This window comes from Microbulbifer litoralis (genome assembly GCF_023634065.1).
In the GTDB taxonomy this organism is placed as follows: domain Bacteria; phylum Pseudomonadota; class Gammaproteobacteria; order Pseudomonadales; family Cellvibrionaceae; genus Microbulbifer; species Microbulbifer litoralis.
In genome coordinates this window covers 1-26,564 of the sequence record NZ_JALKCV010000022.1, presented here as the reverse complement: position 1 = coordinate 26,564, position 26,564 = coordinate 1, and the positions used below count along the sequence as shown (strand labels likewise).

Annotated in this window: 13 protein-coding genes; 6 read left to right on the top strand and 7 right to left on the bottom strand. The window is 61.3% G+C overall.

What is annotated here, in order from left to right:
- Nucleotides 1-59: 59 nt before the first annotated feature.
- Genes MWN76_RS20520 through MWN76_RS20505 form a run of 4 tightly spaced genes read right to left on the bottom strand, consistent with a single transcriptional unit; the run spans nt 60 to nt 4,865 of the window.
- Entirely contained in the window at nt 60-599 is a 540-nt protein-coding gene (locus MWN76_RS20520; RefSeq protein ID WP_250465009.1) for an NUDIX hydrolase, read from the bottom strand.
- 31 nt (nt 600-630) lie between these two features.
- A complete protein-coding gene (nhaC, locus tag MWN76_RS20515; protein WP_250465007.1) occupies nt 631-2,124 on the bottom strand; it encodes a Na+/H+ antiporter NhaC in 1,494 nt (497 codons plus the stop codon).
- Nucleotides 2,125-2,148: 24 nt separating this feature from the next.
- Nucleotides 2,149-3,417, bottom strand: coding sequence for an arginine deiminase (gene arcA / locus MWN76_RS20510; protein ID WP_250465005.1), 1,269 nt, complete (start codon nt 3,415-3,417; stop codon nt 2,149-2,151).
- Between the two features lie 14 nt (nt 3,418-3,431).
- Nucleotides 3,432-4,865, bottom strand: coding sequence for a basic amino acid/polyamine antiporter (locus MWN76_RS20505; protein WP_250465003.1), 1,434 nt, complete (start codon nt 4,863-4,865; stop codon nt 3,432-3,434).
- A gap of 256 nt (nt 4,866-5,121) precedes the next feature.
- On the opposite strand from MWN76_RS20505, the gene MWN76_RS20500 reads away from it, so the two are divergent.
- The 6 genes from MWN76_RS20500 to MWN76_RS20475 all read left to right on the top strand — a co-directional run bounded on the left by MWN76_RS20500 (nt 5,122) and on the right by MWN76_RS20475 (nt 15,928).
- Nucleotides 5,122-6,405, top strand: a complete 1,284-nt coding sequence (locus MWN76_RS20500; RefSeq protein WP_250465001.1) for an efflux RND transporter periplasmic adaptor subunit — start codon at nt 5,122-5,124, stop codon at nt 6,403-6,405.
- A 27-nt stretch (nt 6,406-6,432) separates the two neighbouring features.
- Nucleotides 6,433-9,612, top strand: coding sequence for an efflux RND transporter permease subunit (locus tag MWN76_RS20495; RefSeq protein WP_250464999.1), 3,180 nt, complete (start codon nt 6,433-6,435; stop codon nt 9,610-9,612).
- A 161-nt stretch (nt 9,613-9,773) separates the two neighbouring features.
- Entirely contained in the window at nt 9,774-10,352 is a 579-nt protein-coding gene (locus MWN76_RS20490) for an NUDIX hydrolase (RefSeq protein WP_250464997.1), read from the top strand.
- 173 nt (nt 10,353-10,525) lie between these two features.
- Nucleotides 10,526-12,016 (top strand): DUF1254 domain-containing protein, encoded by a 1,491-nt coding sequence (locus MWN76_RS20485; protein WP_250464995.1) that lies wholly within the window; start codon nt 10,526-10,528, stop codon nt 12,014-12,016.
- A 219-nt stretch (nt 12,017-12,235) separates the two neighbouring features.
- Nucleotides 12,236-14,086, top strand: coding sequence for an ABCB family ABC transporter ATP-binding protein/permease (locus tag MWN76_RS20480; RefSeq protein ID WP_250464993.1), 1,851 nt, complete (start codon nt 12,236-12,238; stop codon nt 14,084-14,086).
- Between the two features lie 102 nt (nt 14,087-14,188).
- Nucleotides 14,189-15,928, top strand: coding sequence for a dipeptidyl-peptidase 3 family protein (locus tag MWN76_RS20475; protein WP_250464991.1), 1,740 nt, complete (start codon nt 14,189-14,191; stop codon nt 15,926-15,928).
- A 106-nt stretch (nt 15,929-16,034) separates the two neighbouring features.
- Here the strand turns inward: MWN76_RS20475 and MWN76_RS20470 are convergent, their stop codons facing one another.
- The 3 genes from MWN76_RS20470 to MWN76_RS20460 all read right to left on the bottom strand — a co-directional run.
- Complete coding sequence (locus tag MWN76_RS20470) at nt 16,035-19,163, bottom strand: DUF11 domain-containing protein (protein ID WP_250464989.1); 3,129 nt, start codon at nt 19,161-19,163, stop codon at nt 16,035-16,037.
- A gap of 259 nt (nt 19,164-19,422) precedes the next feature.
- Nucleotides 19,423-23,133 (bottom strand): hypothetical protein, encoded by a 3,711-nt coding sequence (locus MWN76_RS20465; RefSeq protein ID WP_250464987.1) that lies wholly within the window; start codon nt 23,131-23,133, stop codon nt 19,423-19,425.
- A 4-nt stretch (nt 23,134-23,137) separates the two neighbouring features.
- Nucleotides 23,138-26,564: isopeptide-forming domain-containing fimbrial protein (locus MWN76_RS20460; protein WP_250464985.1), on the bottom strand; the 3,427-nt coding region annotated here is incomplete at its 5' end.

The following is a 26,564-nucleotide window of genomic DNA, read 5'->3' as shown; positions in this document are numbered from 1 at the left end:
CGCCTTGATCTGAACACTTTGGCTGTGCTCCTTAGTCACCAAACTTTCCGCATGGACCACTAGAACTTACGGTGAATGATGCCGCGGTGCAGGGGGTAGCTGGCCGTGCGGCGGTCGCGGAAATAGTGTTCCAGGGTTTCCCGCATGATCGGGAATGCGATTTCGTCCCACGGGATTGCCTCCTCCGTAAACAGGTCCACCTCCAGGGATTCCGGCCCCGCACCATAGTTGGTATCGGTCAGCTCCCCGCGGTAGATCAGGTACACCTGGTTGATATGCGGAATGTCGTAGACGGTGTAGAGATCGTCCACGCGCACATTGGCCCGCGCCTCTTCCCAGGATTCCCGCAGCGCGCCCTGCTCGCTGGTCTCGCCATTTTCCATGAAGCCCGCCGGCAGGGTCCACAGGCCCAGGCGCGGCTCGATGGCGCGTTTGCACAGCAGCACCCGGTCGCCCAGGTAGGGCAGGGTGCCGACGATCACGCGCGGGTTGATATAGTGGATGGCGCCGCAGCCGCCGCACAGGTGGCGCGGGCGGTCGTCGCCTTCGGGAATGGAAAAGGTAACGGCATCGCTGCCGCAGTGACTGCAGAATTTCATCGCGCCAGTATACGCGCCTGTGCGCCGGACGTCAGTTCCGGTGTTCCTGTCCCGCAGGTGTATCGTCCGTTGGTGCCTGGCGCACCAGCCTGAAGCCTGTATAGCCGTAGAGCACGCTCAGCAGCGGGCTGGCGATGTTGAAGAGACAGAAGGGCAGGTACACGAGTGTGGGAACGCCCAGCACCGCCGCCATAAAGGCGCCGCAGGAATTCCAGGGCACCAGCGGTGAGGTGACGGTGCCGCTGTCAGCTGCGAGCCGCGACAGGTTCTGCGGCGCCAGGCCGCGCCTGGCGAACTCGGCGCGATAGATCCGGGTGGGCAGTACCAGGGCGATGTACTGGTCGCCTGCCACCAGGTTGAGGCCGAAGGCGCTGGCGAATACCGTCAGGAAAAGCCCGCCGATGCTTTTGGCCCGATAGATCAGCGGGTTGATCAGCCGCGCGATCAGTCCGAACTCGTCCAGCAGCGCGCCGAAGGTGACGGCGCCCATAATCAGCCACAGGGTATGCAGCATGCCCGCCATGCCGCCGCGGGACAGCAGCCGGTCCACATCGGCGATCCCCGATTCCATATGGAAACCGGTGGCCAGGGCCTGCCAGATCGCCTTTACGGCTTCGACCGGCCCCGCGCTGTCGCCGCCGACGAAGCCGGCGTACACCTGCGGCTGCAGGAATGCGCCCAGGACGCCGGCGAACAGTGCGGACCCCAGCAGGGAAATGGAGGCGGGGTATTTGCGAATCGACAGGAAGACCAGCAGCGCCAGCGGCAGCAGGTTCCAGGCGTTGATCCGGTAGATGCCGTTGAGGGAATCCAGCTCTACCGCTTTCTGTAATTCGGTCTGTCCCTCCACATCGACGCGGCCGAGTCCCAGCAGTGTGAATACCATCGCCGCAATCAGGAAGGCGGGCACCGAGGTCCAGACCTGGTTGCGGATATGGGTGTAGACATCCACCCTGACCATCTGCGCCGACAGGATGGTGGTCTCGGACAGCGGCGACAGTTTATCGCCCAGGTAGGCGCCGGAAATGACGGCACCGGCGGTGATCGCGGTGGAGACCTCCAGCATGGTCGCGATCCCAATCAGCCCCACGCCAATGGTGCCGGCGGTGGTCCAGGAACTGCCGATCGACATGGCGATCGCGCCGCAGATGACGGCACTGGCGACGTAATACCAGGTCGGCGACAGCACCTGGATGCCGTAGTAGACGAGCGTCGGGATGGTGCCGGACAGGTTCCAGGTGCCGATCAGCGCGCCCACGGCGAGCAGTATGAAAATGGCACTGGTGATCGATGCCAGCGCACCCTGGCCGGCTTTCTGCACCGCGGCCCAGGAGTGGCCGTTTTTCATCGCGATCAGCGACGCGATCATGCAGCAGACAATCAGCGCCGTCTGGATGGGGCCATTCAGCGCCTCCATACCGAACAGTGCCAGTGAGCCGCCGATCAGCAGCGTCAGCGTAAACAGCGGTACCAGCGCGTCGATCAGGGACGGCTGGCGAACTTCGTTATTCTCGTTATCGGCCATTGTTCCAACTGTTTCCCGTTGGTATCAGAAATCGACCGGGTCGCGGATGATCGGGCAGGTCATGCAGTGACCGCCGCCGCGGCCGCGGCCCAATTCCGCACCGACGATGGTCACCACCTCGATGCCCTCCTTGCGCAGCAGCGTGTTGGTGGTGGTGTTGCGGTCGTAGGCGAACACCACGCCGGGGCTGGCGGCCACCAGGTTGTTGCCGCTGTCCCACTGCTGCCGTTCGGAGGCGTAGGGATCGCCACCGGTTTCCACCACGCGCAGTTTTTTCAGGTTCAGGGCTTTGGCCACTACGTCCACGAAGGGCTTGTCCTCGAGTTTGATATGCAGGTCCGAGCCTTTGTCGCCGGGCCTCAGCGTCAGGGTTTTGACCCGATCGATAATCTCCGGGTAGAGGGTTGCCACATCCCGGTCGGCGAAAGTGAACACCGTGTCCAGGTGCATGGCCGAGCGCAGTTTGGGCATGGCGGCGACGATGACCTGCTCCGCCGCGCCCTTTTCGAACAGCGCCGTGGCCAGTTGCAGTATGCCCTGGCGGGAGGTGCGCTCGCTCATGCCGATCAGCACCGCGCCGTTGCCCACCGGCATGACGTCGCCGCCCTCGACGGTGGCGAGGCCGTGGTCCTGGTCCGGGTCGCCCCACCAGAAGTCGAAAGTCTCTTGGGTGAAATCCGGGTGGAACCTGTAGATGGCCGTGGTCAGGAAGGTCTCCTCCTTGCGCGCCGGCCAGAAGAGCGGGTTCAGGGTCACGCCGCCGTAAATCCAGCAGGTGGTGTCGCGGGTGTACAGCGTATTTGGCAGTGGCGGCAGCAGGTACTCGGTTGCGCCGTGGGCCTCGCGCGCCATTTCCACATAGTCGGAAGCGGAAAACGCGTCCGGCAGGTCCATCACCGACAGGCCTCCGATCAGGTACTCCGCCAGTTCGCGCGGTTCCAGGCTTTCCAGGTAGGCGCGGGTGTCGTCCATCAGGCCCGGGCCGACATTGTTCGGCGTGACCTTCCTGTCCAGCAGCCACTTGCGGGCCTGCGGAATGGCCACTGTCTCCGTCAGCAGGTTGTGCATCTCCACCACTTCGATATCCAGGTCCCGCATTTTTGTCATGAAATCGAAGTGGTCGCGCTTGGCGTTCTGCACCCAGAGCACGTCGTCGAACAGCAGGTCGTCGCAGTTGGTCGGGGTCAGGCGCGTGTGCGCAAGGCTCGGTGCACAGACCATGACCTTGCGCAGTCTGCCGACTTCCGAATGGACCCCCAGGGTCGCAGTGGATTTCGATTTGGCTTTGGCCATGGGGCGATCTCCGTTTAAAGCGTGATGGCGCCGGTGGCGAGGGAATAGATACCGATGATGGCGCCGACAACAGTGGCGCCGAACAGGATCAGCTCCGGCAGCGTGAAGGTGGAAAGCCTCAACTCGCGCCGCGCCAGGATGAACAGCAGTGTGCCGGGGGCGAACAGGATGCAGGCCAGTAGCACATATTCCAGGCCACCGGCGATGATCATGAAAATTGCGTAGATGATGGCGATCGAGGCGAAGATCATTTCGCGATTGCGCAGGCTGCCGGGGCCGGGGGTATAGGTTTCCCGGGTCAGCGTCAGCTTGAGGCCGTAGGCCGCCACCAGCAGGTAGGGAATCAGCGTCATCGAGCTGGTCATTTCCAGCGTCAGGTCGAATGCGTACTGGGCGAAAATCGTCAGGATCAGGAATATCTGCACCAGGATATTGGTGAGCCACAATGCCACCGACGGCACCCCGTTTTTGTTTTCGCGCTCGAAGACCTTGGGCACCAGCTCGTATCGGGACGCGGTGAACAATGCCTCGGCACACAACAGGGTCCAGGCCAGATAGGCACCCAGCACCGAGACGATCAGCCCGGCACTGATAAATACCGCACCCCAGGTACCCACCACCGCCTGCAACACACCGGCCATGGAGGGTTGGCGCAGATCGGCGATTTCCGGGCGCAGCATGACGCCGTAGGGCAGCAGCGTGACCAGCACCATCAGGCACAGCACGCCGATAAAGCCCATTACCGTGGCCCAGCCCACATCCGCGCGGTTCTTGGCATAGCGCGAGAAGACGCTGGCGCCCTCCACACCGATAAAGACAAAAACCGTAACCAGCATGGTGCGTCGCACCTGGCCCATGACATCGCGGAAGTTGTAATCGCCACCGCCCCAGAAATTCTCCGCGAACAGATCCTTCTTGAAGGCGAATGCGAGGATCACGATAAAGATAATGATCGGCACTATCTTGGCAACGGTGACCACCTTGTTGATAAATGCCGCCTGCTTGACCCCGCGCAGGATCATGAAGTGGATACTCCAGAGGATCACCGAGGAGACAGCCACGGCCGGCACCGTGTTGCCCTCGCCAAAGACGGGAATGGCGGCGCCGAGCGTGGATTTGATCAGTACAAAATACGTGGTGTTGCCGAGACAGCTGCCGGCCCAGAAACCGAAGGCAGCGATAAAACCGAGATAGTTGCCGAATCCCTCCTTGGCGTAGGTAAAGATACCCGCATCCAGGTCCGGCTTGCGCACGGCGAGAAACTGGAATACGAACGCCAGCATCAGCATGCCGGTACCGGCGATGGCCCAGGCGATCAGGGCACCGAAAGGGCCGGTGGCGTTACCGAAGGTGGCGGGCAGGGAAAAGATGCCGGCGCCGACCATGGAGCCGACGACCATTCCCATCATGGTGGTGCGGGTGAGATTGCGCTCCGATTCGGTACTCATCGCAGACTCGCTTCGCGAATGGATAATTCTCAGTGTAGATGGTTTACACGACAGGGAAGGGAATGCGAATCCCGACTGTTTCCCCTCAGGGGTAATTTCTTCGGGTTATAACGTCGTTGACGGTGTGATTTTTTTACCAATGGCGACTCGAGTGGCGCCCGATTGATTACTGTGCGACGTCGCGGTTGGCGCAACATCTATAGTTGTTGAATGAGTAATGCCGCTACGGCAGTCAATGGCTGAAAGTTGTCGCCGAATGTTGAATCCTTCCCTTCAGGCTACGGTGGTGGTGTCCGCATTGCTGCTGTTACTCACTGCCTGTTCAGAGCGGGAGCAGCCCCCCGCGCCCAAGCCGCCACCTGTGGAAGTACTGACCGTTCGCGAACAGCCGGTAATCCCCCGTTTCGAGTACGTCGGCCGCGTGGAAGCCATCGACGAACTGAGCGTGCGCCCGCGTGTGGAGGGCTATATCGAGAGCCGCCATTTCACCGAAGGTGACATGGTGCAGAAGGGACAGTTGCTCTACAAAATCGATCCCCGTCCTTTTATTGCCGCGCTGGACAATGCGCGTGGTGCCCAGGCCCGCGCCGAGGCCGCGCTGCGGGTGGCGGAACGCAACTACCGCCGCGGCCGGGAGCTGATCGTGACCGGCGCCATCAGCAAATCGCAGATGGATGAGCTGGAGGGCAATTACGACGAGGCCCAGGCCTCCCTGAAGGAGGCGCAGGCCAATGTGGAAACGGCTGAGCTCAACCTCTCCTACACCGATGTAACCTCGCCGCTGACCGGCCGCGCCGGCGTCAACCAGTACACGCAGGGCTCGCTGGTGGGGCCGACGTCGGACCCGCCACTGACCACCATCGTCAGCGTCAATCCGACCTATGTGCGTTTCGAAGTGCCGGAGGACCGGCTGTTCGCGGTGCAGCTGGAACAGGCACAGCGCCGCGAGCGCGGCGTAGCGCCGGAGCGGCGGGATATCCGCATCAAGCAGCCGGACGGCAACTACTACCCGTACCGAGGTGATATCGTCTTCGTCGACAACCAGGTGAACCTGAATACCGGCTCGGTGCTGGTGCGGGCGCGCTTCCCGAACCCGGAGGGATTGCTGGTGCAGGGCCAGTTCGCGCGGGTTTCGATCCGGGTGTTTGCCGGCCGGGACCAGGTAAAACCGCTGGTGCCGCAGGCGGCAGTCATGGAGGACATGCAGGGCCGCTATGTGTTTGTGGTGGAAAATGCGGAAGTGGAGGGGCAGAAACAGGCCATTGCCAAAAAGCGCTACCTGAAACTGGGCCAGCGGGAGGGCGAGCTGTGGGCGGTGGAAGACGGCCTGAATGCCGGTGAGGTGATCATCGTCAACGGACTGCAGCGGGTGGCGGCGAACAAGCCGGTCGCTCCGCAGAATACGCCGCGCGATCCCTATACCCAGCGCGCCCAGTCCGGCGTATTGCCGTCCGAGCCGCCACCGGACGGCGACGTGGCGCCGGGTGCGGAAGAACCTCTCCGCGACGAGAGCGGCAGGGAAGTGTATGACGGCAAGTAACCGCCGGCCGGCAGGGAGGTCGCCAGCTTGATCAGCGCCTTCTGTATACGGCGACCGCGTTTCGCTTTCGTGGTATCCATCCTGATTACCCTCGCCGGGGCATTGGCCCTGCCGCTGTTGCCGATTGCGCAGTTCCCTGACGTGGCGCCGCCGACGATCAATGTCTCCGCCAGTTATTCCGGCGCCAGCGCGGAAGTGATGCGCGACAGCGTGGCGGTGCCGATCGAGTCCCAGGTCAACGGGGTGGAGGGCATGGAATACATGTCTTCCACCAGTGGCAACGACGGTTCCTACAGCCTGACGGTCACCTTCGAGTCCGATTACGACGACGATATCGCCCAGGTCAATGTGCAGAACCGCGTGCAGGAGGCCACACCGTCGCTGCCGGAAGAAGTCAGGCGCAACGGCGTGGTGGTGCGCAAGCAGAGCAGCAACATGCTGCTGGTGGTCAACCTGTTCTCACCGGAGGAGAAATTCGACCAGCTGTTCCTGGCCAACTACGGCGAAATCTACCTGAAGGACGAGCTGGCGCGGGTGCCCGGCGTCAGCGATGTCACCATCTTCGGCAACCAGAACTACGCCATGCGCATCTGGCTCAACCCGGATCGCATGGCATCGCTGGATGTGACGGTGCAGGATGTGATCGCCGCGGTGCAGGCGCAGAACCTGCAGGTTGCCGCCGGCCAACTGGGCGCGCCGCCGACCGGCAAGGACCAGCAGTTCCAGTACAACATCATCGCCCAGGGCCGGCTGGAAAAACCGCAGCAGTTCGAGGAGATCAGCATCCGCGCCGATCCCAGCGGCGGCATGGTGCGGCTGAAGGATATCGCGCGCATCGAGCTGGGCAGCGAGTCCTACGCCGCCTATGGGCAACTGGACAACAAGCCGTCGGCGGTAATTGGTATCTACCAGTTGCCGGACGCCAATGCGCTGAGCGTGGCCCAGGGTATCCACGCGAAAATGCAGGAACTGGAGAAGAATTTTCCAGAGGGGCTGGAATACGGGATTCTCTACGACACCACCCTGTTCGTGGAGGCCTCGATTGATGAGGTGGTGGAGACACTGGTGATCGCGCTGATCCTGGTGATCCTGGTGGTGTTCCTGTTCCTGCAGGACTGGCGCTCGACGCTGATCCCCGGTATCGCGATTCCGGTATCGCTGATCGGCACTTTCGCCATGATGCTGGCGCTGGGCATGACCATCAATACCATCACCCTGTTCGCGCTGGTACTGGCGATCGGGATTGTCGTCGACGACGCCATCATCGTGGTGGAAAACACCCAGCGCCTGCTCAGCGAGGGGCTGGCACCGAAAGAGGCAGCGCTGGAATCCATGCGCGAAGTGACCGGCCCGGTAATCGCCACCACGCTGGTGCTGATGGCGGTTTTCGTACCGGTGATGCTGATGCCGGGCCTGACCGGCAAGATGTACCAGCAGTTTGCGATCACCATTTCCGGCGCGGTACTGATTTCGTCGATCAACGCGCTGACGCTGAGCCCGGCGCTCTGCGCCGTCCTGTTGCGCCCGGGAAAGGAGGGCGAGGTCGGCGGTGTCAGCGAGAAGGGCATGTTCGGCTGGTTCAACAAGGCGCTGCATAAGACCACCGAATTTTACGCCGGGCTGGTGCGACGGCTGGTGGGGGTGCCGCTGCTGGTGGTGGCTTCCATCGCCGGGCTGGTATTTGCCTGCTACTGGCTGTTCACATCGGTGCCCACCGGCTTTATACCCGACGAGGACCAGGGCGCATTTATCCTGCACGTGCAGTTGCCGGATGGCGCCTCGCTGGAGCGCACCGGGCCGGTGGTGGATCAGGTGACCGATATCCTGCTGAAAGAAGATGGCGTGATTCATGCGGTGGGCGTGCCCGGTTTCAACATGCTGGCCAACAGCGCCGCCTCCAATGCCGCGATGATGTTCGCGATCCTGAAACCCTGGGACGAGCGCAAGACCAGGGAGACGAGCCAGTTTGCGATCATGCAGCGGGTGCAGCAGAAGGTGGCGGCGATTCCCGGGGCGCAGATCATGGCCATTGCGATACCGCCGATTCCCGGTGTCGGTTCCGTGGGCGGTTTCGAATTCGTGCTCGAGGACCTGCGTGGGCGCGATGCATCGGAGCTGGCCGGCGTCATGTACGAACTGCTCGGCCAGGCCAACCAGCGCCCGGAGATCGGCCAGGCGTTTACCAGTTTCCAGGCCAGTACGCCGCAGTTGCGCCTGGAACTGGACAAGGACAAGGCGCGCACCCTGGGCCTGCAGCTCACCGATATCTACACCACGCTGCAGACGCTGCTGGGTGGATTTTATGTCAACGATTTCAATATCTACGGCAAGGTGTTCCGGGTGATGGCACAGGCGGAATCCCGCTTCCGCGACAAGGAGGAAGACCTGGCCGGTTTCTACGTGCGCTCCGATACCGGCGGCCTGATACCGGTGACGTCGGTAGCGGAGATTACGCCCATCGTCGCGCCGCAGACCATCAACCGCTACAACCTCTACAACAGCGTCACCATCAACGGTTCACCGGCGCCCGGCTACGCCAGCGGCGAGGCCATGAGTGCGATGGAGCAGCTGGGGGCGCAGCTGCCGGACGGCTACGCCTACGAGTGGACCGGCACTAGCCTGCAGGAAGTGAAGTCCGGCAATATGGCGCCGATCCTGTTCTCCCTGGCGGTGGTGTTCGTCTACCTGTTCCTGGTGGCCCAGTACGAGAGCTGGACCATTCCCATCGCGGTGCTGCTGTGCGTGCCCATCGCCATTGGTGGCGCGATGTTTGCAGTCTGGGTGGTGGGCACGGACAACAACCTCTACACCCAGATCGGCCTGGTGCTGCTGATCGGCATGGCGGCGAAGAGTGCCATCCTTATTGTGGAATTCGCCTGCCTGGAGAGGGACAAGGGAAAATCGATCACCGAATCCGCCCTGGGCGCGACGCGGCTGCGTTTCCGCGCGGTACTGATGACATCGCTGGCCTTTGTGCTGGGCATGATTCCGCTGTTGGTCGCATCCGGCGCCGGGGCAGTGAGCCGCTTCGGGTTGGGTCTGGTGGTGTTTGGCGGCATGGTGGCCGCCAGCCTGTTCGCGACGCTGCTGGTGCCGGCCTACTACGCGCTGGTGCAGAGCATGCGTGAGAAGGTCAAGGGCGGGCACACGCCGGTCGATACCGGCGCGGATGATAGACAGCGCGGCGCCGAGCAGGGGCCCGGCTGAGGCCCGGGCGGGAACTGAACCGTCTGTGGCGGTCGCAGTCTGAAATGAGACTGGCGTCTTTCGGTACTTGCCTGTAATTTGAGTATCATGGCCTTTGAGTTGAACAGAGGAGTGTAATACCGGTTCCCATGTTGGCGCAGATTGAAGAAAAGATTTCCCGTATGCGGGACCAGTTGCAGGCGCAGGTGCCATCCGGCCCGGATCTGCAGGGTCACGCAGCGGTGATGCTCGCGCTGACCGACGAGCCGGACCCGAAAGTCATCCTGACCAGGCGCTCCGCCAACCTGTCCACCCACTCCGGCGAGGTCTCGCTGCCCGGCGGCCGTTGGGACGCGACAGACCCGTCGCTGGAATTCACCGCGCTGCGGGAGACGGAAGAGGAAATCGGCGTGTCCGCGGACCAGGTGCGCGTACTGGGCCCGCTGTGGAAACGTTCCACCCGCTGGCAGGTGCAGGTCACTCCCTGGCTGGGTGTGGTATCGCCGGATGTGCAGACGACGCCGAATCCGGGCGAACTGGACGCGATTTTTCGCGTGCCGCTGTCCTTCTTCCTGGCCGACCCGCGCATCCGCACCGATCGCATCACCATCGACCGGCGCGCCGTCTACCTGCCGGCCTACCAGTTCCGCGAGTTCGAGATCTGGGGCTTCACCGCCGGTGTGCTGACCGAATTCCTGGTGAAAATCCTCGGCGCCTCCTTCGGCCACCGCGACGATATACCGCTGCGGGCGCTGAGCTGATCCGCTTCGCCCGTCACTTGCGGTGCTGATTCCCGCTCTCGCGGCTGTGTTTTCCCTGACGCCAGACTCTCCTCTTCGAGCACTGCCGCATCTCCCGCTTACGGTGGGCTATGCTCAGTGAAGTTGGCTCGGTTATTGGCGCAATTTGCGCTTGTTCAACTCAGGAAGACGCTATGCAGTATCTGGCGGGAAAAGCCGTGCTCCTCGGCGCTATCTCTTGTGCTCTTGTCTTACCCCTCCTGGCTCCCTCTCTTCTGGCTGCTCCGGATGACATCCAGGCCTCGACCCCGTCGGAATTCTCGAAGCTTTCGAAGCCCTCAGCCGATGTCAGGATGACACCCGAGTACGCGCAGGCGGTAGGGCGTATGGCCTATATCTGGGGTTGGCCACTGGTCAACATGCACAATCGCAGAGCCACGATCACCCAGGCTCCGCAGCCGTCCCTGATGCATGGCGTCATTCCGGTAGCGCCAATGAACCGGCTTGCGATGTTGACGGGCTATATCAAACCCACAGAGAGCTTCATCGCCTGCCCGAACCAGGACGTTGCGTACGGACTCGGTTACTTTGCATTGGACGAAAACCCGGCGGTGATCCAGGTTCCTGACTTCGGGGATCGATTCTGGGTCTACGCCCTGTACGATGCGCGTACCGACCAGTTCGGGAAAGTTGGCAAGCCTTACGGTACCAAGCCCGGGTTTTACCTATTGGTTGGACCGAATTGGAAGGGAGAACCGCCCAAGGGCATTACCGGTGTCATCCGCTCCAATACAGAGTTTGCCAATGTGGTTCCGCGGATCTTCATGGACGACACGGATGAAGATCGGGCGGCCATCCAGCCATTGATCAGCAAGATCCTGGCCTATCCGCTTTCCGAGTTCGACGGGAAGATGAAGACCTTTGATTACAGCAAATTGCCCACACTGGGCGATGCCGCCGATACCAGCGGTGGGGAAACCCAGTGGGTAGTGCCGGAGAAGTTCTTCGATCAGCTTGGTGAAGTCATGGACAACGTGCCCCCTCTCCCCGGTGAGGAGGCCATGTATGCACAATTTCGCCAGTTGCTCGCGGTAGCCGAGAAAGATCCGGCGATCAAGAAGGCACTGACCCAGGCGGCAATAGACACCGATAAGTCAGTGATCAAGCAGTTCCTGCAGTGGGAACACAATGGCGTTCCCGCTGGAAATGGCTGGAACCGCTCGAAGAATAATGCCCAGTGGGGTGTCGACTACTTCGACAGGACGGGGACCGCCCGCTCGAACCTCCTGGACAATCGACCTGCGGAGACACAGTACTTCTATACCGATGATGACTCCGAAGGGAAGAAGCTGAAGGGTGACAGCCTGTACGCGGTAACCTTTCCCAAAGGCCAGCTTCCGCCCGTCAAGGGGTTCTGGTCGCTTACGTTGTACAACGACAAACACCTGTTCCACCAGAATGACCTCGATCGCTTCTCGCTGGGCACCAAGAACAAGACCCTGAAATACAACCCGGACGGATCTTTGACGCTCTATGCCGGTGCCAAATCACCGGGAGAGGACAAGAAGTCCAACTGGCTACCGGCACCGGACGGCGATTTTTCACTCTATATTCGGGCCTATTGGGGTAAAGAGGGAATCCTGGATGGCTCCTGGCAACCGCCCAAGGTCGTAAAGATCAAGTAGCTTTATGTTGTGCCCGGACAGGAACCCAACCCGGGCCTGTCCTGGCAGCAGGGTTTGGCACAGCCGCTCGTATATCGGTGGCAGAATTCCCCGGTTAACCTTCAGGCACTACTGAAAATGCTGGAACAGTACGGATGCAGGGCCTGGCCTCACGAAGAGGGCTCTTTCGCGCTATAATCCCGGCCGTTTCCATCGCGAGCCCCAGTGGCGTAGTACTGTATGCCGAGACCCAAATCCACCGTCGCCCTGGAAGAAGTCCACTGGGGCGCCCTCAAAACGCTGTTTCCCTATCTGCTGGAGTTCAAGCGCGCCGTCATCCTGGCGCTGGCCTGCCTGGTGGCTGCCAAACTGGCCAGTACCGGCCTGCCGTTTATTCTCAAGCATATCGTCGACGACCTGGACGCCAGCGGCGGCGCGGCGGCCGCCATCGCGCTGCCGCTCGGACTGCTGTTGGCCTATGGTGCCGTGCGTTTTTCCGGCGTCCTGTTCGGCGAGCTGCGCGATGCGGTTTTCGGCCGCGTGACCGAGCGTGCGCAGCGCCGTGTCGGCCTGGAAGTGTTCGAGCACCTGCACAGGCTGGACCTGGATTTCCACCTCAACCGCCGCACCGGCGGCCTGTCGCGGGATATCGAGCGGGGGAATACCGGCATCGGCTTTCTGATGCGCTTTATGGTGTTCAACATCGTGCCCACGCTGGTGGAAATCGCCATGGTGGCGGTGCTGTTGTGGTGGAACTACAGTTACCTGTTTGCGCTGCTGGTGCTGGGGGCGGTGATCATCTACATCGGTTTTTCCGTGGTGGCCACCGAGTGGCGCACACGCTTTGTGCGCGAGCTGAACCGGGCGGAGTCCCGCAGCAGCAGCCGCTCGGTGGACAGCCTGCTCAATTACGAAACGGTGAAATACTTCGGCAACGAAGGCCACGAGGCCGGCCATTACGACCGCGAACTGGCGGTGTGGGAACAGGCCCGGCGCAAGAATCGCCTGTCGCTGCTCGGCCTGAATATCGGCCAGGCGCTGATTATCGCCGTAGCCATGAGCGGCGCCATGATCCTGGCGGCGTTCAATGTGACCCGCGGCGATATGACCGTCGGCGACTTCGTTCTGATCAATGCCTTCATGATGCAGATTTTCATCCCGCTGAATTTTCTCGGCTTCGTCTACCGGGAGTTGAAAGGCGCGCTGGCAAATATCGAAAAGATGTTTTCACTGCTGACAGTGAAGCCCGCGATAGAGGACAAGAAGGACGCCCCGGATCTGGAGGTCAGTGCCGGCCGTATCGAGTTCGAGGAGGTGCGTTTCGGCTACCGGGAAGACCGCAAGATTCTCCGGGGAATCAGCTTCAGCGTCGCGCCTCGGCAGAAAGTGGCCATTGTCGGCGCCAGTGGCGCCGGCAAGTCGACGCTGTTCAAACTGCTGTTCCGCTTCTACGACCCGAATGCCGGGCGTATCCTGATCGACGGGCGGGATATCCGCGGCGTCAACCAGGACTCCCTGCGGCGCGCCATCGGCGTGGTGCCACAGGAAGCGGTGCTGTTCAACCAGTCGATTCTGGAAAATGTGCGCTACGGTCGTGTCGACGCCAGTGACGAAGAAGTGATGGAGGCCATCCGCCACGCGCAACTGTCGGATTTTATCGGGCAGTTGCCGGAAGGCACTGCCACCATGGTAGGGGAACGCGGTCTGAAGCTCTCCGGCGGGGAAAAGCAGCGGGTCGCCATTGCCCGCGCGCTGCTCAAACAGCCGCCGATCATGGTGTTCGATGAAGCTACTTCATCACTGGACAGCCACTCCGAGCGCGGCATCCTCGTTGCCCTGCAGGAAATTGCCCGCGAACAGACCACCTTGGTGATCGCCCACCGGTTGTCCACAGTGGTGGATGCCGACGTGATACTGGTGCTGGACCAGGGCGAGATAGTCGAGCGCGGCAGCCATGCCGAGCTGTTGGCCGGCGATGGCCACTACGCGGCGCTGTGGCGGTTACAGCAGGAGGAGCGAGCCAACACCAGCGGGTCTCCGGGGCCGGATACCGGTGCCGGATTGGCCCCGGGTTGGCAATCCATTCAATAACCGCTTTGAGGGGCCCCGGGTCTCTGGCCCGGTACCTTGATTAATACCCCGGCGCGGACTAATGTGGCGCCGGAGCAACGATAACGAAAGGCACCCAATCCCATGAACAAACCGATGGCAATTTCCAATATCCCTTTCAAAGGCGGCAAACTTGCCGCGGCGCTGCTGGCGCTGGTCCTGGTGAGTGCCTGCTCGCCGCGCGACAAGCAGGGCGAGGCCACCGAACAGGCGGAAGCCGAGGCCGAAATCGTCGAATCCAGGACCGAGACGGTCCCCGAATCGGAAGCCGTTGAACCCAGCGACCGCTTTGAGATCTATGTTCCCGTGGAACTGAACGCCGACCTGGGCGATCTGTCAGATGACCAGCGCGAGATGATCGGCCTGCTGATCGATGCCAGCAAGATCATGGACCGCCTCTTCTGGCTGCAATCCTACGGCCCGGCCGAGGAACTGCTGGCGGGTATCGACGATAATCGCAAGCGCGAGTTTGCGCGCATCAACTACGGCCCCTGGGACCGCCTGAATAACAACGAGCCGTTTATCGAAGGCTATGGCCCCAAGCCGCTGGGTGCCAATTTCTACCCGGAAGACATGACCAAGGAAGAGTTCGAAGCCTGGGACCAGGCGGGCAAGCGCGGCCTCTACTCGCTGGTACGCCGCGACGAGGAAGGTGAACTCAAGCTGCTTCCCTACCACGAGGCCTACAACGCGGACCTGAAAAAAGCCGCGGAAATCCTGCGCCGCGCCTCCGGGCTGGCCGAGGATGACGAGTTCGCGGCCTACCTGCGCCTGCGCGCCGACGCACTGGTAAGCGACGACTTCCGTCCCAGCGACATGGCCTGGATGGATATGAAGAACAACGAGATCGACGTGGTGATCGGCCCGATCGAGAACTACGAAGACCAGTTGTTCGCCTACCGTACCGCCTACGAATCCTACGTATTGCTGAAGGATATGGCGTGGAGCGAGAAGCTGGCCAAATTTGCCGCTTTCCTGCCCGAATTGCAGGAGGGTCTGCCGGTGGACGAGAAGTACAAGGCCGAGGAACCGGGTACCGACTCCGACCTGAACGCCTACGATGTGCTCTACTACGCGGGCCACAGCAACGCCGGCTCCAAGACCATCGCCATCAACCTGCCCAACGACGAGGAAGTGCAACTGGCGAAGGGCACCCGTCGCCTGCAGCTCAAGAATGCCATGCGCGCCAAGTTCGACAAGATCCTGGTGCCGATCAGCGATGTGCTGATCGCCGAGGACCAGCGCCAGCACATCACCTTCCCGGCCTTTTTTGCCAATACCATGTTCCACGAAGTGGCCCACGGTCTCGGTATCAAGAAAACCGTGACCGATGGCACCAATGTGCGCCAGGCACTGAAGGAAACCTCCTCCGCGCTGGAAGAGGGCAAGGCGGATATCCTCGGCCTGTACATGGTGACCAGGCTGCACGAGAAAGGTGAACTGGAGGAAGGCGAACTGATGGACAACTACGTCACCTTCCTCGCCAGCATTTTCCGCAGCGTACGCTTCGGCGCCGCCAGCGCCCACGGCAAGGCCAATATGATGCGCTTCAATTACTTCAAGGAGCAGGGCGCCTTTACCCGCGATCCGGAAACCGGCGAATACAGCGTGGACTTCGACAAGATGCAGGACGCCATGACCAACCTGTCGCGACTGATCCTGACCATCCAGGGCGACGGTGACTACGCCAGTGCCAAGGAGCTGCTGGATACCAAGGGCGTCGTCGGTGCCGAGCTACAGGCTGACCTGGATCGGCTGGAGGCGGCGAATATTCCGGTGGATGTGACATTTATCCAGGGTAAGGAAGTGCTGGGACTCAATTGATATCCAGTGACCTCGATAATGAAAATCCCGGCATCCGCCGGGATTTTTTTTGGGGGGGCGCGATCAGGACCTTACACCTTTACGACAAAACGTCACGCGCGATCCATCAGGGCAGGCCGGTCGCGTTAACCGTGCACTGTACCGTGAGTTCTACCGAGTCCCCATTGGGTATCAGCGGTACTATTACACCCGGGCCGGTCAGGTCGGCCACCGGGATTGGATCCGTCGGACAGACAGCCGCACCATTGGCACTGCAGCTGACATCGCTGCTGGGAATGGTGCAATCCACATTGGCGTCCGGGTTGTCCTCGACCAGCACGTTGGGCGCATCGGCCGGGCCGTTATTGCTCACCGTGATGGTATAGGTCAGCACTCCGCCGGATACCACCGGACTCGGGGCCGCGGTCTTGGTCACTGCGAGGTCCGACTCCTGCAGCGCGTTGGTGAAAGTACAGACGATATCCGAGCCGGCCGCGGTGGCGGAGGCGTCCAGGGTCACGGTAGCGGTTCCCAGGTCGGGCGTGGCGCTACCGCCGGATCCCAATCCGGTACAGCTGATATCCGTCAGCTCGAAGCCTGCGGCAATAGCGGACTCAGTGATATCAGTGGTCGTGTCCGCCGCGGTCAGGTACTGCAGTGCGCCGGCCTCGGCCACACCGTCGGCGGTGGTTGTGATGTCCTGATCCGCGACACCATTGGTGCCGCTAAAGGAAAAGGTCCCCACATCGCCGTTGGATATTTTCTCTATTACCAGGCTGGGTGCGCGCAGATCGGTGTCCTCGGCGCTGTTGTTTTCCGGTGTGGGGTCGGTGAAGCCAGGCGGCATTTCCGCGGTGACGGGGTTCACCAGATCGCCGGTGTAATCCTCGGGCACCGAGATGGTCAGGCTATAGGTAACCGACTCGCCTGCCGGCAGGTCGGGCTCCGCGCTAATGGGACCAGTACCGGTGGTGGCATCACCGCAGTCGAGGGGGTTGGTGGCGCTGCACTCCCAGCTTGCTATCGTGATGCCGTTCGGGAGCGGATCTTCGAACAGTACATCCTGCACGCCGAACGGCCCATCGTTGCTGATAACGATGGTGTAGGTTATGTCGGTACCCGGTGTGTAGATTTCCATGTTGTCGGTCTTGGTCACTGATATGTCGGTGGTAAACTCTACCAGCGCATTGACACAGTGGCTGCCATCGTTGGCAATGCTGGCGGGAGAATCAGATATCAGCGTGGCCTCACCATCAGTAGGATCAAACTCGTAGAAACCACCGGAGTTACTGGCTCCGAATATACCGTTGGTCGCACCGAACATGGCGCCTATGGTGCCTGTAGCTCCGCTGTTGGCGGTCAGTTGCACGGCAGTAGCGGTATCCGGGTCGATGGACCAGAAGCGGCCGGCCAGTATACCGCCGCCGCCGGCATAGAGTAGGCCGTCGTACCAGGCTAGGTCACCGAGGACGATACTGGCGTTCAACTGGATGGAGGTGGCGACCAGTGTATTAAGATCAATGCTGAATAGCCACGGGTTATTGCCGCCTCGCTTGACATAGTAGGTGCCATCCGGGGTTATTTCACCGGCGTTGGGGATAGGGGTGCCGAGGCCGGTTACCGGACCGACTTCCACTACTGAGCCATCTGGTAGCACTTTGACAAGGTTGGCATTGCTATCCAGTCCATAGAGCACGTTTTCCGTGGGGTGATAACCGATGGCGTTGTAAGCGCGGTCCGCTGTGCCCAGCACTGGAAAACTGAACGGATTGGTCGAGGTATCAATATCAATCAGGTCTGTTGGGCTGTTCTGGCTTAGCTGCAGCCCCGAACTGCACTGGCCAAAGGTGGGCGGCTGCAATTCGTTGATCAGTGTGCAGGTGAGATCGTCGCCGGGGTTGACGACGATGGAAAAACTGCTGCCGCTGCCACTCGGAGTCTGGCCGCCATCCAGGGCGTTTTCACAGCTCCAGGTGATGTTGTAGTTGGTCAGATTAGTTGTGCCTGCGGCGTTCTCGCTCAAGGTGTAGGTTTCCCCCGCCGTAGCCGGATCCACGGTGATTGTCTCGCTGATTGTAGGTCCTGTACCCGTGGTGGTAATGCTGCCGCCGTTGGTGCCGTCGACCACCAATTCGAACTGGTCGCCAGCGATGCGACCTTCAGGTATCTCTTTTTGTAGTCTCAGAATGCCGGGGGCCGGCTGGTCGGTGTCCTCGGCGCTGTTGTTTTCCGGTGTCGGGTCGGTGAAACCGGGCGGCATGGTCACCGTGGCTGTATTAACCAAATCGCCGGTGTAATCGTCGGGCACCGAGATGGTCAGGGTGTAGGTAACCGACTCGCCTACCGGCAGGTCTGGCTCCTCGCTGATGGGGCCGGTGCCGGTAGTGACGTCGCCACAGTCGAGGGGGTTGGTGGCGGAGCACTCCCAGCTTGCGGTGGTAATGCCGTCTGGCAGTGGATCTTCGAACAGGGCATCTTGCACACCGAAAGGCCCGTCGTTGGTGATGACGATGGTGTAGGTGACGTCGGTGCCAGGGGTGTATTCGGTGGCGCCGTCGTCCTTGGTGATGGACACGTCGGTAGTGAATTCGACTGCGGCGCCGGTACAGTGAGCGCCGTCATTGACGCTGCTGGGCGGAGAATCGGATATCAGGGTGCCCTCACCGTCGGATAGGTCGAATCGGTAAAAGCCGCCACTGTTGCTGGTGGCGAAGAGGCCGTTGGTAGCGCCTACCGCGGCCCCGAAAGGAGCGCCCGAATTGACGAAGGGCAGCACGTTGACATTGCCGGTACTCGGGTCGATTTCGACCACCTGTCCGGAATTCGTGCCCAGCCCGTAGAGCATACCGTCGATCCAGGCCAAGTCCGGAAGCTGGGTATCGTTGCTTAAGGTAATGGGGGTTACCGGGAAGGAGGGATCATTCAGGTCGATGGCGAATATCTGGTCATTGGTTGTGAATTGCTTGACGTAATAAATACCAGTGGGAGAAATATCGCCAGCATTGAAGGCGGTGCCAGTGGGCAGCCCGCTAACGACGCCCAGATTGACGAAGGTGCCGTCATTGTTGATACGTAGCAGTTCTCGCAGGGCGCCACTGTCCTGGCGGATTGCATAGAGGAAATTGTCGACTGGGTTGAATGCCAAGGAATTGTACTGGACTGTCTCTCCATCATCCCCGATGGATGTGTAGGTAAAGGGATTGCTATCGGTATTGATATCGAATACTTCGGTATCTGCGTTTTGGCTCAGCCACATGCGAGAGTCACACTGGCCGAAGTCTTGAGCGCTGGCTGGTATTGTCCACAGTGCGGCCATTAACAGGCAAGCCAGTACTACGTATTTTGGCAGGTGTATTGTGCCTGGCTCACGGGAAAAAAATCCTTTTCTCAATGCCTTAACCATGATTCCGTTGCTCTGTATTGTCGTTGGGAAGAGCGACTGCCAGTATCTGCTCTTATTCTGTCTTTCCGGCCCGCGAGCCGCAGTGTGACTTTTGATGGGATGGCTGTAGGGATCAATAGGATCCCACAAAATTGATATACCAGCCCTGCTGATCGTAATCGAAATCCGTCAGGTCGTCGCTGAAGTCCGTGAAGTTATAGCCGATACCCATGCGGAAATGCTCGGCGATATCGCGGTCCACTCCGACCAGCACACCGTCGCGGGTGCCGCCATCTTCGACATCCAGCCAGCGGTACTCCGCCAGTCCGTGACAGAACCCGAAATCATAACGCAATTGCGCGCCGGCAAAACTGGTATCGGAATCGAACCAGGTTCCTTTGCCCCGGCCGAAGCGTACCTCTCCCTCGCGTCGGGCCAGTTTGGCGGCCAGCTCCCAATTGGGCGCTATCTGGTAGATGCCCTCGAAGGAGGCAATGCTGGTCTTCTGGTCGTAGTCGGTGCCGCCCCACTGGGCCAGCGTGGCCAGGTCGTACAGGTGAGTGAGTCGGCCGAACAGTGCCCAGCGGGTACTGTTCCAGGGACGCCATGCGAAGCCGACATTGCCTTCGATAAATTTGGCATCGCCGTAGAGGTCCAGGTCGTCGTCGGTGTCGGAGTAATTGAGGCGCCCGGCGAGGCGCAGGCTTTCGCTGACCTTGTGGCTGAGGCGGTGAGTGGTGACCCACTGCTCCCGCTGTTCGAAGCCGTCGTCCTGGCGCCACTCGACCTTGCTCTGCCAGTCGGTTCCGGGAGAGCGGCGGCCACCTTGCAGGCTGACGGCCTTGCGTTCCACTTCGCCGTTGTAGATATCGATCAGGTCGCCCTTCTGGAGGGTGACACCGACGTTCCAGCCCCGTGAGGGATAGAAATCCAGGCCCACGGTATGTGCAAGGCCGGACTGGTTGGGGTCTTTCAGGTAAGTGTTTTCATTAAACAGGTTGACCTGGTTGGACAGCCGCCAGCGCTGCCCCAGGGTCCAGCCGGTGGTGCGGTGTGGATCGAACACGTAACGCCGCTCGGTGGTGTCAGTGGAATAGGTGTAGCCGGCGTAGATACTGTAGTCGGCGTTGACGCGGTAATCGCCGTCGACGCTAAGCGCGTCGCCGCGGCCGCCACTGGTAATCTCGCCGCCGATGGCGGAGCTGTTGCCGAACAGCCAGCGGCTGCCGATACCCACCAGGTCGTTGTCGTCGTAGTCTTCGGTCTCGTCGAAGGACACCTGTCCCAGGCCCCAAACCTCCAGCGCGCTGCCGAAGCGGCGCGTGTACTGGAGGCCGGCGAGGGTACCGTTGGCATCGGCGAGATGGCTGTCTTCGTCAACGCGGCGCACTTCGGCAGCGACGGTATTGTAGTCGTCGATGTCCCAGCGGATATTGCCCTGGGACTGTTCGTAGCTGTCTCCGCCCTGGTCCAGGTCGCTGTGGCGGAAGTAGAGGCTGACGTTGGGGCAGATTTCGCCGAGTATCTCGCCGCCGGTCTCGGTGGTGTCGAAATCGTTGTTGTAGCGGTTGACGGAGAAGCCGTCCTCCGTATCTCGCCACCAGGCGCCGGCGCTCCACTGGAGCTCGGTCCAGCCCAGCTCACGCATATTGACTCGGCCCTCCACTAACTGGCCATCACCTTCGGTGGGGCTGTAGGGATCATCGATCAGTTCGCGGTTCAGCAGCGCGAAGTTGAAGCCGCCGTTGTCGGAGAAATAGCTCGGTGCGCTGAAGGATTCGGTGCTGGAGTACTCCATTTTCAGGTAAGTACCGCGTCCGGCCTGCAGCGTCAGGTCTCCAGCGACCATCTGGTAATCGTCGCCGGAACGGTTTTCGTCCACGTAGGTGCCGCCTACGGCAATATGGTCGTTGAGCCATTGCTTGGCGCGACCGCCGCTGGTGATATTGTCATCGTCGAAGTCCGACGGTACCCATTCGTAGTCGACGATCAGCCGCTGCTCGAATCCGTCCAGTGGCTGGTTGCGGGTGAGCGATGGCACATTCTGGCGTGTGATCTGGGCCAGCGCGCGGGTCATGATGATACGGCCCTGCAGCTCGTCGATCTCGTAGTCGACGCCGCGATCCAGCGGTACACGGTTTTCCACACGGCCGGTTGTGGTGTCCCGGATTTCCAGCACCACCACGTCAGAGCCCGGCAGTATGTCGGTGTGCTTCAGGTAGTAGAGGCTGCCGCCGGTGCCGAGAAACTCGTTGTGGCCGGGGGCGGTCTCCGCCTCGGAGCCGAACAACCGCATTTCGGTGAGTGGCTCGCCCCACAGATTGGTGCTGCGCGAGTACCAGACGCCTGCGGCGCCGTAAAGAGAACGGACATACTGGGCATAGTCGGTACCAGTCATGCCCGTTGTGAAGTTGCCCCACAGGGCCTGGTTCTTGTCCCAGTCGGCGCGCAGGTAGAAACGGCCCTGGGTATCCACGTCGCGGTAGGTGACGGAGTCATCGCCGTAGGTGGGATAATAGTAGTCCGGATCCAGGCGGCGAAAAATATCCGTCGGGTAGGCTTGGCCGAAGTCGCTGAAGAGTTCGTCAAGCTCCCGCTCAGTGGTATCCATTTGCGCGGTGATCAGGTACTTGCCTCGCGTCTTGCCTTTCAGGTAAAAGGCCAGCCGGCCCTCCTTGAGAAAATCGTCATCCCCATCGTACCGCTCGTCCGCCTCGAAGGTGGCCTCGCTGCCGTCGATGTCATTTTCCGAAAGGGTTATATCGGCGATGGCGACTCCAAAAAAATATTTACCGGTGACATTGGCTGCGAGCGGGTAATGCGTCAGGCCGTCCTTGCTGTCCGGATCGGACAGGGCGATGTCGAAGGTATGTTGGCCGATCGGCATCAGGAATTCTGCGGCGAACTTGTTTTCCATATCCACCGGATAACTGAAGCCGTTGATGAACAGCGATTGGCCGTAGGGAATGTTACGGCCATGGATACGTATCCGCGAACCGTAGACCGGAATATTCTGCAGGCGCAGGCCGTTGCCGGAAAATACTGTCTCCAGCATGCTCTGGGTCTGTGCCTGTTCGACACTCAGGGCGCTGCTCAGGCCGCGCTCGGCACTGGCGCGGATCTGTTGACTGTGGCGGGTGGCCTCGTCCCGGCGCACCAGTTGCAGGGTGCGTGGAAAGGTTTCGTCGTAGGTCTCAGGGTTCTCTCTGGAGTAGGCGCGCAGCACATACACCAACTGGTCGCCGTGGTGGAATCGGATATGTTGCGGCAGGGTGCCGTCCCAGTATCCCTCGGTGACTGCCGCAACCGGTACCGGCACGGTGGCGATGGGATCCACCAGATCACCGTCGCCGCCGCGGTAGATACTGATTTCCAGACGCTGGATAAATGCCGAATAGTTGGAGCGCACCATAAAGCGTACCGGCTGGGTGATGCGATTTCCGTTGAAGGGGATTACCGAGGGACTGGTTACGGCCATTTCCGGGATACCCAATGCGGGATCTTCGGTGGCCCAGATGACACCGCCGCCGGGCAGTGGCACAGAGAAGTGGCCGGTGGCCACGGCACTACCGGGCTGTTCCATGGCCAGGGTCACGCGCCGGTCGGGCTGCAATGCCTTCTCGGTAGCGGGCGCATCAGTTGTATGTGGTTGCGAATCGCCGCGACTGGTGACCGTGACCAGTACGCCTTCGTCGCTGCTGCAGCTACCGGCGGTGCAGTTGAACCGGGGCGATGTTTCGCTGCCGGGCAACAGAATCTGCTGCGCCGCTTCCTCTCCGGTGAGCGGTGGCGCTACGCCGGTCAGCAGGGTGACCAAGGTGTAATCCAGTAACTTCATCTTCATAACTTTACTTCCCACCTTGATTTCCCCTGCCGTCACTTGTTTTGGAGGCATCGTGTTGTACGAACCCGACTCGGATATCCTCCTTCAGGTCCGGGTGCAGCCGTTCCATTAGCGCCCGGTAGACCGCGGCGGCGCGGCGCATGCCCAGTTCTGAGTTGTATTCCGGGGAGCCGCGACGATCGGCGTGGCCGACGATCGTAAGGCGTCCGTCGCCGCTGGCGGCGATGGTTTCCGCTACCTGGTCGAGTAGTGGCAGGAATTCGGGGCGGATACTGGCCTTGCCTGTATCGAAAAGCAGTGTGCCGAGTTCGGTACCCTCGCCGGTGAGGCCGGCCACCAGAGTGTCGGTGCCCCTGGTTTCGGTGTGCAGGCGCACTTGTAGTCCCTCAGCGTCGGGGCCGCTGAGTCGTTCGAGCAGCGCTTTTCGAACCGCTGCGGCACGCGCAAAGGCCTGGCGGTTGCTGATGCCCTCGGCCTGGATCACCACTTCGCCGCCTTTGTGGGCGCGTACGGTGTCTGCCATGGTGTCGATTACGGCGCTGTACTCCTCGCGCACCTCGGTACTGCCGGGGGCGAAGAGGACTTCGCCGAGTTCCATCTGTACCTGGCGGTTGCCGGTATTCAGTTCGACTTCGGGCAGGTGCACGCCGAAGTCGAAGCGGACCGGCATGCCGGGGGTTACGCGACGTATCAATGGGTTGCCGGTGGTGAAGACACTACCCGCCGGCAGGGTGGACGGATCCACTTTCAGAATCAGGTTGCGTCCGAACTCCCAAGTGCCACCGTCGATGCCGGCCAGGTGATAGCGGCCGAACTGGTCTGTCTCCACCAGCAGGCCATCCGGTGTGGCAATGCGGACGCCGGGAATACCACCTTCTTCGATGCCGCTGTTGGTGATGATGTATTCCACCAGATAGCCCTCGGCGACTTTCGCCACGCGGCGCTCTACATGAGGCGTGGCGGCGCTACGCCCGGCGGCGGCATCGCCGCTGCGCACCACACGGGCCTGGCCGTTCGCGTCCATGTAGATATCGAAGCCCTGGTCGCTGGTCATGGCGAAGTCGTCGGTGAAGGCCGGTTCGCGCAGGAGTTGGCGAATTGCCACCTGGTGGTTGTCCGCGCTGTCGGCTTCGGATTGCAGGCCGTGGACGGAGCCGATGGCGATACCGTGGAGTAACGGCGCACTGGCGTCGGGTTCGGGTCTGCCGTTGACGCTGGTGGAGCCGGCGATGTAGGCGCCGGGCGTGAAGCCGCCGCGTACCTCGACACCGCTGAGCAGGGCGCTGTCCTGGCTGCCATCACCGTCGCGGTCGTTATATACCTGGCCGACGATCAGTGATTCCTGCGTCATTGGATCGGCGAGCAGTACTACATCGTTGGTGGCCTCGTTGGACACCGGGACGCCGCTGGGTGAGAGCACCTGGGCGACATTGGTGTGTGCGCCCGGGCGCACGGCGGCGCCGACGCGCATCACGTATGTGATGGTGGCGATCTCGCCGGCGGGGATATCGATGTCGCCGATGCGCAGTGGGTTGTCGGCCAACAGGCCGCCGAACCCGTCGGCATCCAGCACCTGAAGGGAGTCCTCGACGTAGCTGAAGCCGGGCGGTGGCGTATCCTGGATGCTGCCGTCCACCAGGTCACGGCTGCCGAGGTTTTCCGCGGTGAGGGTGTACACCAGCAGATCGCCGATCTGGACTTCGCCCACGTTGGACGTCTTGACCAGTCGGATCTCCGGCGCTTCGACCGTATGCTCGGTGGTACAGGACGGGCACTCGGGATTGTCGTCGCCGCCGCCGCGGACCGTTACCTGGTTACCAACCACGTTGCCGGCATTGGGGTTGACGGTGGCGCTGTAGGTGAAGTTATAGACGCCCACTGGGGTACCGGAAGGCAGGGTACAGCGGAGATCGGGCCCGTTCACGGTGCAGTCGTCGGGTAGTGTGTCGATGGTCAAGCCGGCATCCGGGGTATCCACCAGCTCCGTTTCGGCGATGGTGGCGGAGCCGCTGACTTCCACGGCCACCGTGTACTCGATGGTCTGGCCGACCGCGAGTTCAGTGCCGGAGGCCGGATCAGCGGATTTGTTTGCCACGATCTCCGGCTGTATCAGCGGCACTTGTACTTCACAGGCGGCGCCGCAGGTCGCGGGCGGGTCACCGAGCCTGGGATCCTCGTGGCGGCCAACGACGATATTGTTCAATGGGCCGTCTGCCTCGCCGTTGACAGTGGCGGTGTAACTGAGGGCATAGGTTCCCGGTACCGTGCCGATCGGCAGCTCGCACTCCAGTGGATTGCTGTTGGTGCAGGTGAAGTTGCCTGTGTCAGTTACTTCGCCGAAGTCCAGGCCGTCGCCCAGGGTGTCGGTGAGCACGAACACCGACCCCAGAGCTGATTTCCCGATCACCGCATTCAAGGTGTAAGTGATGGTGTCACCCACGGCGGCGCGCTCAGTCTCCGTGGACTTGTGATAGGTGACCGAGGGGCGTACCACTGGCACGACCACATCGCATTCAGCATTTTCGGTGCAGGTCGGGTTGCCGTCTCCACCGCTGGCGACTACGACATTGCTCACCTGTTCGGAGGCTTGCTCGGTGACCTCTGCGGTGTAGGTCAACTGGTAGCTGCCCGGGGTTGCGCCGGCGGCCAGGGTGCAGTTGAGCAGCTGGCCGTCCTGGGTACAGTCGTAATCGCCACTGTCGATGAACTCGACAAACGCGAGGCCGGTACCCAAGGTGTCCTCGAGCACCAGATCGGCGGCAATCTGGGAAGTCTCGATCCTGGCGGTCAGTGTATAGGCGATGGTATCGCCCACCTCGACCTCGCCGGTGGCGTCGCTGGATTTGTGATAAGTCACTGCTGGCTCGGCGATCAGCGTCTCGACATCACAGTCCGCGCTGCACTCTGGATCCTCGTCGTCGCTGCCATTGCCGACCACGACATTGAGCACGCTGTCACCTGCATCGGGGGTGATGGTGGCGGTATAGGTCACGGTGTAGGTGCCGGGCGCGGTTCCGGACGGCAATGTGCACTCGAGGGCGTTGGTGACATCGCAGGTGTAATTGCCGGGTGCGGTAATTGCGTCGAGTGCCAATCCGGTGCCCAGGGTATCTGTCAGGGTAAAGACAGCATCGGTGGTGGCATTGGCCACGGTGGTGGTGACGATATAGGTGATGGTGTCACCCACCTGGGCGGAGGCCGGGCTGGCGGATTTCTCGTAGCTGATCTCCGGACTGACCGGGATCTCGAGGTCGCAGTCGACTTCACACTCGGGATCGCCGTTACCACCGCCGGTGGCCACTGCCGAGTTGGTGACTTCCTCCAACGCATCGCTGTTGACAGTAGCGGTATAGAGCAATGTATAGCTACCAGTCGGTGTGCCGGATGGCAGGGTGCATACGAATGGGTTGCCATCGGTGCAGGAAAATTCA